Here is a 12,614-nt window from a genome sequence, read left to right as displayed (position 1 = left end):
GCTTCTCAGATGCGATCTACTGACTGCTCGTCAGCTCGCTTCGTTGGTACGGCGCTTGCGCGCGAAGTAGACGGCCGCGGCGCCGACCGCCACGACCGCGAGACCCGCACCCGCGAGGACGGGAGTGCTGCTCGACGCGCCGGTCTCGGCGAGATCCCCGTTCGCGGTCGGGCTGTTCGCGCCCGTGTCCGCGGCGGGCGCCGACTTGGCGGACTCGCTGGGAGTCGGGGACTCGCCCGCACTGGGCGTGGCCGGCTCGCTGGGAGTCGGGGACTCGCCTCCACCGGGCGTGGCCGGCTCGCTGGGAGTCGGAGACTCGCCCGCACCGGGCGCGTCGTTCTTGGCGAGCTCTGCCGCGAAGGCGCCTGCGATCACCTTGTGGCCATCAGCGTTGGGGTGCGGGTCCTTCTTGGCACACGCCCAGGTCAGCTGGCAGATCTTGGCCACGTTCGCCGGCACCTCGCCGACGCCGGGCACGTTCACCTGAGTGGTGAAGTCGTCCGAGGAGAAGGCCGCTGCCACGTCCGCCACCTTGAAGCCGGTGGACGTGAACACCTGGGTGATCCCGGTGTTGGCGGCCTTGACCAGGGGTGCCGACTCCTTCGCGGCCTGCTGCCCCGCGGCGCCCTGCAACCAGGCCGCCAGGAACGGGTTGTGGTACGTCGAGCCCACGAACTGGGTGCCCTTCGCGCCCGCCTGACGGAGCGCGCCCGTGATCTGGGCGAGGTTCTTCGCCATGGTCTGGCTCCGGCTGTTCAGGCACTCCCCGTCGAGGGTGCCGGCCGGGCTGACGCAGTTGAGGAGGATGTCGTTCGCGCCCACGCTGAGGGTCACATAGGCGACCTTGCCCTGATGCTGGGCCATGGCCTTGAGGGCGGCGTCCAGTTGGGACTTGGCGTTCGGGTAGTCGCACTTTCCACCGTTGATCAGAGATTCGGTGGTCTCGGCGGTGCAGCCGAGGCGTATGTGCTCCAGTCCGGGGGTGCGCTGCTTGAGCTGCGCGTAGAGCTGGTCGGTGTAGGCGACGTCGGTGTCCTTGTCGACGTCCGGCTGGTAGCCGGTGGTCAGGGAGTCGCCGAGCGAGATGTAGTACGTGGTGTCCTTGCCGCCGGTCGCCTCGTCCGCGGCGGCCGGTCCGGGCGTGCTCAGCACGACCGTCACGGCGGAGACGGCCAGCAGAGGGCCGAAACGCTGAAGGGATCTCATCACTTACGCGCGCTTTCCAGTGTGTTGGGGGGGTTTGGATGCCGAAACGGATTGGCGTGAAGCGTGGCTGGAAGCAACACAACTCAGCCGCAACGGTTTTCGGACACCCAAAGAAAGCCTTATGAAGGCTTGGGGGAATACTTCCTCCGTGAGCCGCGGGATCTGCCCGACTTCGTCTCGGAGGTGCGGGAGTCAATCTAGCAAGACCGATACGTACTTGGGCATGGGAGGTCGACAACGTGAAGGTAACGACGGCACGTGTAACCACCAGAAAAGCCGAGCGGCCCGGGAATTGGTCACCAGACTCACCCGTAGCCATTCGTTGAGTGATCAACCAGGCAGTGAATCTCCCTCGTGGGCAGCCCGACCACCTGCACGAACCGAGCCACTCCGGAAGGAGCACAGACTCTATGGTCGGCTCCCGGCTATCGGTGGGGGCTGATGGCGAGCGCGATAGTCGACCTTGCGCTCGACCGGCCGAACGGCCCCGATCGGTGAAACGCAGATTCTGGAGGTCCGACCGGCCGGCCCATTCCGCGGACAGGGACAGCACACAGCAGATCTACTCGACACCGCTTTATCGAACTCATCGATGAGCGCGATACGAGCAATTTGACGGCCGGTCAGAATCGGCCACGAAGAAGGCGAGGTCGCCTTCGAGGCCGGCCGGCCGCCACGAGCCGGCCGGCCGGGACGGCACCACTCAGCGTTCGTGGACCACGCGCCCGTCGAACACCGTGAGGTCCACCTCCACCTGGCTGATGTCGTGTGGGTCGAGATGGAGCAGTGGGCGGTCCAGGACGCACAGGTCGGCGACCTTGCCGGGTTCGATGGTGCCCTTCCAGTCGTCGGCGAAGTCCTGCCAGGCCGCGTTGACCGTGTAGGCGCGCAGGGCCGAGGCGAGGTCCACGCACTGCTCGGGGCCGCTTTGCTGGCCGCTCGCCTTGGACTCGCGCAGCATCATGGACGCCACACCCTGGCGCCAGTCGGGCTCGGTGATCGGCGCGTCGGAGCTGGAGCAGACCCTGACGCCCGCGTCGATCGCTGAGCGCACCGGCCATTGGTACGCCGACCGCTGGGGCCCCACGACCTCGTCCATGAGGTCCGAGATGGTCCACTTGATGCCGGGATTCATGTTGACGCCGTAGCCGTGAGCGGCGAGTTTGGTCAGGCTGTCCGCTCCGATGAAGTCGCCGTGGATGACGTAGTGGCGGGCGTCGGGGCGGGGCGCGGCCTCGTCGGCTGCGACGAAGGCGTCCACGACGGTGTCGATGGCCCGGTCGCCGGTGACGTGCACCCCGAGCTGGAATCCGGCCTCGTGCGCGACGCGGATCATCTCGCGCAGCTCCTCGACCTGGAGGGCGGGCGACTCTCCGTGCACGCAGAGGGCGCCGTGGCCGCCGTCCGGATACGGTTCGTTCATCCAGGCCGTACGGTTGGGGGGCACCCCGTCGGCAAAGATCTTGACGCCGATGACGTTCAGCAGCCGCGGGTCGGCCGACTCCGGGCGGCGCAGCTCGGCCAGCCCCTTGCGCACGTCGTCGGCGGATCCGCCCATCGGCGCCGGAAGCAGCAGCACGCTGACGCGCGCCTGAAGGTCACCTGTCGCGGCGAGGTCGGCGTACGCGGTCCAGTTGTCGGTGCTCAGGCCGCCGAAGAGGGTGCCGGTGCCGCCGGGGCCGAGGCCGGGCTCGGTGTAGCTGGTGATGCCCCGGGAGTGCAGTTCCCGGATCACCCCTTCGATGGCCTGGCGGCGCTGGGCGACGGTGGGGGTGGGCAGCGCGCTCTGGACGAGCCGCTGGGCGGCCTCGCGCAGGATGCCGGTGGGTGTGCCGTCGGGATCGGTGTCGATGACGCCGCCGTCCGGTGCGGTGGTGTCCGCGTCGATACCGCAGGCGCGCAGGGCGGCGGTGTTGGCCCACACCATGTGCGCGGAGAAGTCGGTCAGGCAGACCGGGTTGTCCGGGGCCACCGCGTCCAGGTCGCGGCGGTGCGGGAAGCGCCCGGGGTCCGTGCGGCACTCGGCGAGGTAACCGGCGTCCCAGCCGAGCCCGACGATCCACTCGCCCGGCGGGGCGGCGCACGCCGCGCCGCCGACGAGCGCGGTGATGTCGGCGATCGACCCCACCGCGGGATGGCCGACATCGAGGGCGAAGGGGGGCTTGGTCATCCCGTACGCGGCCCCGTGCAGGTGGGAGTCGTTGATGCCGGGCAGGACGGTCCTCCCGTCGAGTTCGACGATGCGGGTGCCGGGGCCGGCCAGGGCGCGCATCTCGGCGTCGGTACCGACCGCGACGATGGCCCGGTCGCGTACGGCCACTCCTTCCGCGACGGTGAAGTCCCGGTCGACGGTGAGGATCTGACCGCCGGTCAGGATCAGGGTGGGGGCGGATTCGGTCACAGGTGGACTCCTTGGGGGGAGGGAGGAGCTGGCCTTGGAGGTCAGCGCCCGGGGCGTGGTGCGAAGTAGGCCAGTGCCGCGCCCGCCACCAGCGCCGTGCCCTGGGCCATCTGCTGCCAGAACGTCGGCACGCTCAGCAGTGTGAGGCCGTTCTGCAGCCCGCCGAGGAAGAGCACGCCGAGCAGGACGCCGAGGATCGACCCGGAGCCGCCGGTCAGCGCGACCCCGCCGATGAGCACGGCTGTCAGAACGGCGAGTTCGAAGCCGGAGCCGGAGGTGCCCGCGACCACGCTGTCCAGGACCGATGCCTTGATGGTGCCCGCGAGAGCGGCGGCCGCGCCCGTGGCCACGAACAGTGCGAAGGGCGTACGGCGGATGTTGATGCCGGACAGGTGGGCGGCCTCGCGGTTGACGCCGATGGCGAACACGTGCCGTCCGGTCGGGGTGAGCGCCAGGAAGAGGGCGCCGGAGATCAGAACGAGCGCGGCGACGACGACCGGTGCGGCGATCCCCGCGATCCGTGCGCCGCCCAGCCAGGCGAAGCCGGAGCCGAATCCGCTCAGCGGCAGGGGGAAGAGCTGCTGCGCGAGGCCGCGGATCGCGGTGAGCATGCCGAGGGTGACGATGAACGGGGACAGCCCGAGATGGCAGCACAGCACGCCGTTGACGGCGCCGACCGCGGCTCCGGCCGCCAGCGCCCCGAGGACGGCGACGATCGGCGTATGCCCGTCGCTCGCCAGCCAGCCGGCGACCAGCCCGCCGAGGGCGAAGGTGGAACCGACGGAGAGGTCGAGATAGCCGCTGATGACGAGCAGGGCCAGCGGTACGGCGACGATGGCCAGGGTGGCCGCGTCGGTGGCGATGCCGCCGAGGTTGGCCGGGGCGAGGAAGCTGCCGGTCGAGAGCTGGAAGGCCACCACCATCACGGCGAGGACGAGAAGCAGGGGGTGGCGTCTGAGGGTGGTCAGACCGCCCGTGGCCAGGACGCGCGGGCGGGTGAGGAAGCGGTCGGCGGTGGTCATGCTGCTCCTTGGGCGGGCCGGGAGTCGGGCTCGTGGACGGCCGACAGCAGGGCCTGTTCGGTGAGGTCGGGGCCGGAGAGTTCACCGACGACGCGGCCGTCGGCGACGAGCAGGCAGCGGTCGGCGAGGGCGACGACCTCCTCCGGGTCGCTGGACGCGAACAGCACGGCCGTACCGCGTTCGTCGGCCAGCCCGGTCACCACGCGGTAGATCTCCTGCCGGGCGCCGACGTCGACGCCCTGGGTCGGTTCGTCCAGCAGCAGCACCTCCACGTCGCGGGCCTCGTTGATCCACCGGCCGAGGACGAGCTTTTGCTGATTGCCGCCGGAGAAGGCTCCAGCGGGAAGGCCCGGGCGGGCCGGGCGCAGCCCGACGCTCTCGGCCAAGGAGCCGAAGACGCGGCGCTCCGCGCCCAGCGCCCGCACCCCGGCGCGGGAGAGCGGCCGGATGGAGGGCAGCAGCACGTTGTCCTGCGCGGTCAGCGACGGGAACAGGGCCTGGGCCCGCCGGTCCGCGGGCACCAGGGCGATCCCGGCGGCGAGGGCCTGGGCGGGCCGGGCCGGAGTCACCGTCAGTTCCCCGACCCGGATCGTTCCGCCCAGTGTCCGGCGCCTGCCGAAGAGGGTCTCCAGCAGGCGCGTACGGCCGGAGCCGATGAGACCGAACAGGCCGACCCGTTCGCCTTCCCCGACGGTCAGGCTGACGGGGCCGAAGCCGGGGCCGTGCAGGCCGTCGACGGTGAGGCGAGGCCGCCCGGAGGTCCGCGCCGGACCGCTTCGTGCCGTGGCGTCGTGACGGCGGCCGGCGATGGCCTCGACGAGCTCGCCGCGCGAGAGGCCGGCCACGGATGAGTGGTGGGTGACGCGGCCGTCGCGCATCACGGTGACCGCGTCAGCGAGTCGTTCCACCTCGGACAGCAGGTGGGTGACGTAGACGATGGCGAGGCCCTGGGCGCGCAGGTCCTCGACCCGTTCGGCCAGGGCGTCGCTCTCGGCGCCGGACAGGGCGGCGGTCGGTTCGTCCAGAACGAGCACGGACGCGCTTCGGCTGAGCGCCTTGGCGATCTCCACCAGCTGGCGCTGGCCCATCGGCAGGTCGCCGACGCGGTCGCGCGGGGAGCAACTGGCCGCCACCCGTTCCAACAGGCCGGCCGCGGCCTCTTCCTGGACGCGCCGGTCGACACGTCCGTGGCGGGTCCACTCCTGGCCGAGGAAGACGTTCTCCGCGACCGTGAGCGCGTCGACCACGCTGAGGGACTGGTAGATGATCGCCGTGCCCGCGGTGATGGACTCGCGCGGGGTGAGGCGGGTGTAGGACCGGCCGCCGATCTCGATCGTGCCCGAGTCCGGCGGGAAGGCGCCGCCCAGGCACTTGATCAGGGTGGACTTGCCCGCACCGTTGTGGCCGAGCAGCGCGTGCACCTGACCGGCGGGTACGGTGAGGTCCACGCCGTCCAGAGCCTTGACCCCACCGAAGGACTTGGTCAGCCCCCGGATGCGGAGGTTCGTCGTCATGGCCGGTCTCAGGCGTTCTGGGCGAGCAGGTCGTCGATCCTGGCCGTGTCGCCGCGCCGCACGAGGTTGACCGGCACCTGGGCGCTGGGATCGGCCTTGCCGGCGGCGACCGCATGCGGCACGTCGACGATGGCGGCGGCCAGATCGTTCGGGGCCAGAGCCGCCGAGGCCCGGTAGAAGGTGCCCTGCTTGATCGCGAGAAGAGAGGGCGCGGAGCCGTCCTGTCCGCCGACGAAGGTCTTGGCGTCGTCCTTGGCGCGGCCCGTCTGCTGCAGGGCCTTGTAGGCGCCGTAGGCGGCGGCGTCGGTGATACCGAGGACGATGTTGAGATCGGGGTGCTTGGCGAGGATGGCCTTGGCCTTGGACAAGCCGGTGTCCGGGTCGATGGCCTGTTCCCGCGCCACCACGTCGACGCCGGGAGCGGCCTTGGTGAAGGCCTCGACCATGCCCTTGGTCCGCTCGCGGCCCAGCTCGATGGTGCTGTCGGTGAGGAAGGCGACCTTGCCCTTGCCCCCGAGGTTCTCCTGGGCCCACTGCGCCGCCGCCTCGCCCAGCAGGGTTCCGCCCTCACGGAAGCTGAACTGGATGTCGGCGCTCTGGTGCTCCAGCGATCCGCCGTAGGTGACCCAGATCAGGCCCGCCTCCATCGCCCGCTGCGCGACGGCCTCCATGGCCTCGAACACCATCGGGAAGGACACGATCGCCGGGACCTTCTGCGCGATCCAGGTGTTGAGGTTGGAGGCCTGTGTGTCGGCGTTGGCGTTGTCGCTCGTGGTGATCAGGGAGCTGCCGTGCTTCTTCGCCTCGGCCGTGGACAGCTTGACCAGCGTGGAGTAGAGCGGGAGCTGCGTGAAGGGGTAGTCGAGTCCGATCTTCGTCAGATCCTTGCCCCCCGCGGCGGGCTTGGCCGAGGCCGACGCCTTTTCCGGCGCCGAACAGCCGGCCGCGGCCAGCGCCGTGGTGGCCAGCGCGCCGGCGGACAGAGCGAGGAACCGTCTGCGGGAGGCGGCGGACGGCATGCTGGACTCAGGAGTGATCATGGCAGGGCTCTCCGAGGGGCAGGCCCGCGGGAGGCGGGCGTCCGGGTCGTGCCGAGTGACGTGTCGAGTGACGTGTCGAACAGGAAAGACTCCCGGCCGCCGCGCCGCCATCGGTAGAAATACCGATCAGGAACGACGACGTGCCCTCACGGGATCGATTGGGTCACGGAACGGTGAACACCTTGCCGCCCGAACACCCGCCTCCTATCGTTGGGCCCCAAACGAACTTCCTGATTCCGAGCCCACCCCGGAGGCTCGTTTGCAGAGCCATCACCAGATCGCGGCGGCCGCCCGCATCGGCATGCTCGCCCACGAGCCGGACACACCCACTGCCTGTGCCGAGGTCCTGCGCGAACTCGCCCGCGCCCTCCCCCTCGACGCGGCGACGCTGCTCTCGATCGATCCGGTCACCGGCGAACACGTCCAGTTGGCCGGGGTCGGATACACCACCGAGCTGTCCCAGAACCTGGCCTCCGAGTTCGTCAGGACCCCCTGGTACCAGAACGTCATGCGGCAGGAACTGCCGCCGTCCATCTCCGAGGACGCCGACGACAGCGGAACGCGCTTCCGGCACGGCTGGTTCTACGCCGAACGGGTCCGCCCCGCCGGGTTCCGCGACGGCGTGACCGGAGCGCTGCGTCACCGAGGCCGCCTGGTCGGTCTGGTGCACCTGTCCACGGAGCGTGCCGACGCGTACGACACCGACGCACGGCGCCTGCTCGCCTGCGTCACGCCGGCGCTCGCGGCGCTGGCCGACCCGGTGCCGTACATCACCGACCTGGAGAACGGTCTGACGCCGGGGAGTGCGGCGAGCCTCGTGACGGACGGTGCCGTGATCGACGTACCCGGGCGTGAGCGCGCGGGGATCGTGCGCGACGAGGTGTTCCCCGAGCTGCTGCGGGCCTTCACCGGTACCGGCGGGCGGCGGCTGCGCCTGCTGTGGCCGGTGGGCGGCGACTGGCATCGCGTGACGCTCCAGCGGTACCTGCCGGGTGCCCACCGCCTCACCGGTGCGGTGCTGGTGGTGGAGACACCCACCGAACTCCCCTACGGGCTCAGCCCGCGGGAGCTGGAGGTGCTGACCCGGGCGGCCACCGGCCAGACCAACCAGGCCATCGCGCAGGCGCTGTACCTGGCGCCACGGACCGTGCACACCCACATGGAGCATCTGCTGCGCAAGACCGGCGCCGCCTCCCGCGCCGAGGCCACCGCCCTGGCGGTCCGCGACGGTCTGCTGCGCCCGGCTCCGGATCAGGTGGCCCGCTTCGTCGAGCGGTGAGGTGTGCCGGGCCGGGCGGCACCGGCGCGCGCGTGCCGGGCAGCTGCCCTTGCGCGCCGGGCCGGGCAGTCCGTCCGTACGCCGGGTCAGCTGACCAGTCTCGCCACGCGCCGCATCACCTCGCGGCAGAACGCCCCGACGCCGTCGGGGTCGTCGATGAACTGGTTCGGCTTGACGCAGAAGGTCGTGAAGCCGCTCTCCCACTGCTCGGGAACCGAGGCGAGAGCCGCTCCGAGATCGGCCGGCGAGCGGTCGTCGGGGAAGACGGCCTGGGTGCCGCCGATCATCTCCAGGTCGGTGATGTCGCGTCCCGCAGCCGACATCGCGTCCTTCAGCGCCCGCAGGTCTTCGGGCGTGGGCCGGCCGAGCGGATGGAAGCCATGGCCGTGGCGGACGAGCCGCCGCAGCAGCGGGCCGTGCAGTCGCTGCCCGCCGAACCAGAGCCGGGGGCCCTCTGGGCGGTACGCCTTGGGCTCGAAGTAGACGTCCTGGAAGGGGTAGTACGGACCGTCGTGGGAGAGGGGTGACGGCCCCCACGCCTTCGCCCACACCTCCAGATGCTCATCGAGCAGCTTTCCGCGCTCACCGAACGGCACGCCGAGCGCTTCGTACTCGTCCCTGCTCCAGCTCACCGTGGGTTGCACCACCAGCCTCCCCTCGCTGATCAGGTCGAGGGTGCCCAGTTCCCGGGCGAGCAGCAGCGGGTGGCGCAGCGGTGCGAGGACGGCCGCGGCGACCAGCCGGAGTCGTTCGGTGACCGAGGCGATGGCGGCGAGCAGGAGCAGCGAGTTGGGCCAGGGGGTGTACGGGTCCTGGTTGCCTGGCAGGGCGTAGTCACGGGGGTTGCCCATGATTCCCCGGTCCGCCGCGTCGGGTCCGAGGACGATGTGCTCGCTGACCATGACGGCGTCGAAGCCCGCGTCTTCGGCCTCACGGGCCCACCGTACGGCGGTGGGCAGGTCGGCCCGGCCTCCGGTGAGGGTCCAGTTCTCGCTGAGGACGAGCAGCATGCGTGGGGTGGCGGGGGTACTCATGGGGCTCCTGTTCATGTTCGTACAATTTGGAGCCGAACGGACGACCCGGGGGACGCGAGTCCGTTCGGGGAGCAGCAGTTGCCGCGACCAGACGGAGGAGCCGCCCATGCCCGGCCAGCGATCCATCACCGAAGCCGAGAAGCTGGCGGCCGCGAAGCTCGGTGGTTTCCCGATCCGTCGGGAGCAGATGGCCGCTGTGGCGAACATCTACCGAGCCGCCTCCGCGGTCCGCCATCACCTGGAGAATTCCGTCCTGCGCGGCTCGGACCTGACCTGGACGGCGTTCGTCGTGCTGTGGGTGGTCTGGGTGTGGGGCGAGTCGGAGACGCGGTACGTGGCGGAGGAGGCCGGCATCTCCAAGGGCACCCTCACCGGGGTCTCCCGCACTCTGGAGTCGCGTGGCCTGATCAGGCGGAGCGGGCACCCGACGGATGGACGGCTGGTACTGCTCGGCCTCACCGACGAGGGCGAGGAGTTCATGCGGCGGGTGTTCCCGGCGTTCAACGAGGAGGAGGCGTTCGTCACCGCCGGGCTCAGCGACGCGGAGTGCCGCCGTCTCGCGGACGGTCTGCGCAGTGTCGTCATGCAGGTCGAGCAGCACGGCGAGGAGCGGCGCCAGTCGCTGCTGAACGGCGCCGAGCCCGCGCCCCGTCGCAGCGGTCGCCGGTCCAGGAGCTGACGGCACGCCGAGCGGGACGGCGCCCGGCTCAGGAGCGGAGGAGCGCCGTCGAGGGGCGAGGCGTCGGGGGCTCATCGGGGGCTCATGGCGGGGATGTCCTTACACGGTGAGGGCGGGCTGCTCGTCGGTTACCACACAGCCGGCCGGCTGGTCGGTGTCGTGGCGCTCGGCGGTCAGTGGACATGGCCGGGCCTCGGGCAAGGAGCTGAGGAGCTGTCGGGAATCCACGCGGAATTCCATTTGGCTTCAAACAAGATAGGAAGCCCCCGCACGGCGGTCAATACCTGTCCGTGTGGATAATTTCCATGCGCCGCCGGTCAGAGGGCGGTCCTCGACGCCTCGGAGCGGAGGAGCGTGTTGAGGTTGGCCATGGACGTGCGCATGGCGGCACGCATCGCGGGCTGCTGTATGGCGTCGAGGAGCAGCCCCAGTGGGCCGAGGCCGATGGCGTACTCGACCTGGTAGAGCATCTCCGTCACCTCCCGGCCGTCGGCGCTCTGGGCCGGGCGGAACTCGAAGGTGTTGGTGACGTCCTGGAGCGGGGCGAAGCCAGTGCCGGTGTCGACGCGGCGCTTGAGGGGTTCGATCTCCGTGACGGTCCAGACCGAGTCGGTCTTGAGCGGGCCGAGGGTGCGGTTGCGTTCGGCGTAGGTCTTGCCGATGGTGGCGACGCCGTGGTGGTCGGTGACCTCGATGGCGCCGGCGACCCACTCGGCGTACCGGTCGGTGCGGGAGATGACGTCCCAGACCCGCCCGAGAGGGGCGTCGATGACGGCGGTCTCGGCGACGACGAAACGGTTCATGGCGGGGTTCCCTTGCTTGTCGGTGGTTGTCGCGCTCAGATCTGGTGGAGGAGTTCGGTGGCGGTGTGGCGGCCGGATCGGACGGCGCCGTCCATGTAGCCGTTCCAGTAGGGGGAGAACTCGGCGCCCGCCCAGTGCACGCGGTGGTGGGGGCGGCCCATCCACTGGCCGAAGTCGCTGAGCACGCCGGGAGCGGCGACGGAGGTGGGGCCGCCCTGGGTCCACTGCTCGGCGGTCCAGTCCTGCTCGACGTAATCGACGGTGCCGAAGGCGCGGTCCCCGACGACCTGGGCGAAGCAGCGCAGGACGGCGCCGCGGCGCTCGGCGGCCGGACGGTGCGCCCACTTGCGCCACTCCCTGCCGCCCAGGAAGCCCATGAGCACGCCCGGACCGCCGTCGGGCGGGGTGTTGTCGAACATCTCGCGGATGGGGGAACCGCCGCGCAGCAGGCCCATGCCGGACAGTCCGTCCTCCCGCCAGAACGGCTTGTCGTAGACGGCGACACACTTCATGAGGGTGCCGAACGGCAGCCGTTGGAAGAGGTGGTCCTGCTGGGCCGGAAGCAGCGGGTCCCACACGATCCGCGACGCCACCAGCGGCGGGACGGCGACGATCACCCGGTCGGCCCGCCAGTCGCCGGCGTCGCAGACCACGGTGACACCGAAGGAGTCCTGGCTGATGCGCCGCGCCGGAGCCGACAGATGGACCCGGCCGTCGAGTTCCTCGGCCAGCCGCTGGGCGACCAGCTGTGAGCCGCCGACGAACCGGCTGTCCTGGGCGCCGCCGGTGGTGCCGGTGCCGCGTTCCATGGTGCCGGGGTGCGTCTCGTTGCCGAACGTCGAGACGTACCAGAGGCTGAACAGCGCGGACGCGTCGCGCGCCTCGCCGCCGTAGGCGGAGTTCAGGAACATGTTGATCATGTCGACGGCGTCGCCGGTGATCTCGGCCTTGCGCAGCCACGTCTCGTAGGTCATGCCGTCCAGTTCGCGGGCGTTCGGGGCCCGCCAGGGGGCGGCCGGGTCCACCTTGGCCGCGGCCTGGCCGATGCGGGCCAGGGCGATACCCATGTCAGGCAGCGCGAACAGGTCCGGCGGGGTGTGCCCGGTGAACCGCTTGGCCTTGCCCTCGTGGACGTAGACGGTCTCGCCGGGGACGGCGGCCTGATAGGTGTCCACGCCGACCTCCTTGGCCAGCGCCAGGATGTGGTCCTGGGTGGGGCCGACGAACTGCCCGCCGATCTCGGTGACCCGGCCGTCGCCGAGGTGATGGTTGAGCAGCCGGCCGCCGACCCGGTCGCGGGCCTCCAGCACGGCCACCGACTTGCCCGCCGCCACCAGTTCCCGTGCCGCGGTCAGACCGGCCAGTCCCGCGCCGATCACCACCACATCCGCCCTGCGGACCTGGTGTGCCGTCGCGATGTCCCTGCTCTGCGTGCTGCTCATGATCACTCCTTGTCATGGGTCCGGCGCGGCGAAGTGCTCCGCGGGGAAAGCGGCACAGGCCCACGACCTGGCTCTTCCCGGGGGCGGCGCGCTCCGGTGACCACCACCATACAGACGACATGGTCGAGTGACAATGTCAGCGGTTCAAGTTAAGTGATTGATTCGCATGACTTGAGCAGGTGATAAAGTCGGTT

The 12,614-nt window shown here is 70.6% G+C and carries 11 protein-coding genes; 2 read left to right on the top strand and 9 right to left on the bottom strand.

The genetic code is table 11. The features are described 5' to 3' along the window. Positions 1 to 30: 30 nt before the first annotated feature. The 5 genes from ALMP_RS40280 to ALMP_RS40260 all read right to left on the bottom strand — a co-directional run bounded on the left by ALMP_RS40280 (position 31) and on the right by ALMP_RS40260 (position 7,183). On the bottom strand, positions 31 to 1,206 hold the full coding sequence (locus tag ALMP_RS40280) for an SGNH/GDSL hydrolase family protein (protein ID WP_264936964.1): 1,176 nt from the start codon (positions 1,204 to 1,206) through the stop codon (positions 31 to 33). A 703-nt stretch (positions 1,207 to 1,909) separates the two neighbouring features. Further along, entirely contained in the window at positions 1,910 to 3,607 is a 1,698-nt protein-coding gene (locus tag ALMP_RS40275) for an amidohydrolase (RefSeq protein WP_264936963.1), read from the bottom strand. Positions 3,608 to 3,648: 41 nt separating this feature from the next. Beyond that, entirely contained in the window at positions 3,649 to 4,629 is a 981-nt protein-coding gene (locus tag ALMP_RS40270; RefSeq protein WP_264936962.1) for an ABC transporter permease, read from the bottom strand. Further along, complete coding sequence (locus tag ALMP_RS40265) at positions 4,626 to 6,143, bottom strand: sugar ABC transporter ATP-binding protein (protein ID WP_264936961.1); 1,518 nt, start codon at positions 6,141 to 6,143, stop codon at positions 4,626 to 4,628. The genes ALMP_RS40270 and ALMP_RS40265 overlap by 4 nt, the downstream gene beginning before the upstream one ends. Before the next feature lie 8 nt (positions 6,144 to 6,151). Then, a complete protein-coding gene (locus ALMP_RS40260; RefSeq protein ID WP_264936959.1) occupies positions 6,152 to 7,183 on the bottom strand; it encodes a sugar ABC transporter substrate-binding protein in 1,032 nt (343 codons plus the stop codon). A gap of 259 nt (positions 7,184 to 7,442) precedes the next feature. Here ALMP_RS40260 and ALMP_RS40255 point away from each other — a divergent pair, with 259 nt between their 5' ends. Then, positions 7,443 to 8,462 carry a LuxR C-terminal-related transcriptional regulator gene (locus ALMP_RS40255; RefSeq protein WP_264936958.1) on the top strand — a complete coding sequence of 340 codons (1,020 nt, stop codon included), beginning with the start codon at positions 7,443 to 7,445 and terminating at the stop codon, positions 8,460 to 8,462. Positions 8,463 to 8,548: 86 nt separating this feature from the next. Here the strand turns inward: ALMP_RS40255 and ALMP_RS40250 are convergent, their stop codons facing one another. Beyond that, complete coding sequence (locus tag ALMP_RS40250; protein WP_264936957.1) at positions 8,549 to 9,496, bottom strand: TIGR03619 family F420-dependent LLM class oxidoreductase; 948 nt, start codon at positions 9,494 to 9,496, stop codon at positions 8,549 to 8,551. Positions 9,497 to 9,602: 106 nt separating this feature from the next. On the opposite strand from ALMP_RS40250, the gene ALMP_RS40245 reads away from it, so the two are divergent. Continuing rightward, a complete protein-coding gene (locus ALMP_RS40245; protein ID WP_264936956.1) occupies positions 9,603 to 10,175 on the top strand; it encodes a MarR family winged helix-turn-helix transcriptional regulator in 573 nt (190 codons plus the stop codon). A 99-nt stretch (positions 10,176 to 10,274) separates the two neighbouring features. On the opposite strand, the gene ALMP_RS40240 is transcribed toward ALMP_RS40245, so the two are convergent. From ALMP_RS40240 to ALMP_RS40230, 3 genes are all read right to left on the bottom strand, one after another. Then, complete coding sequence (locus ALMP_RS40240) at positions 10,275 to 10,403, bottom strand: hypothetical protein (protein WP_264936955.1); 129 nt, start codon at positions 10,401 to 10,403, stop codon at positions 10,275 to 10,277. 89 nt (positions 10,404 to 10,492) lie between these two features. Continuing rightward, the gene (locus ALMP_RS40235) at positions 10,493 to 10,978 is read right to left on the bottom strand and encodes an SRPBCC family protein (RefSeq protein WP_264936954.1); all 486 of its coding nucleotides are present in this window, start codon (positions 10,976 to 10,978) and stop codon (positions 10,493 to 10,495) included. Between the two features lie 35 nt (positions 10,979 to 11,013). Beyond that, positions 11,014 to 12,420 (bottom strand): FAD-dependent oxidoreductase, encoded by a 1,407-nt coding sequence (locus tag ALMP_RS40230; RefSeq protein ID WP_264936953.1) that lies wholly within the window; start codon positions 12,418 to 12,420, stop codon positions 11,014 to 11,016. Positions 12,421 to 12,614: the final 194 nt, after the last annotated feature.

Source organism: Streptomyces sp. A012304, from assembly GCF_026008495.1.
In the GTDB taxonomy this organism is placed as follows: Bacteria; Actinomycetota; Actinomycetes; order Streptomycetales; family Streptomycetaceae; genus Streptomyces.
Note: the sequence above shows the minus strand (reverse complement) of the source record. Positions and strands in the feature narration are given on the sequence as shown.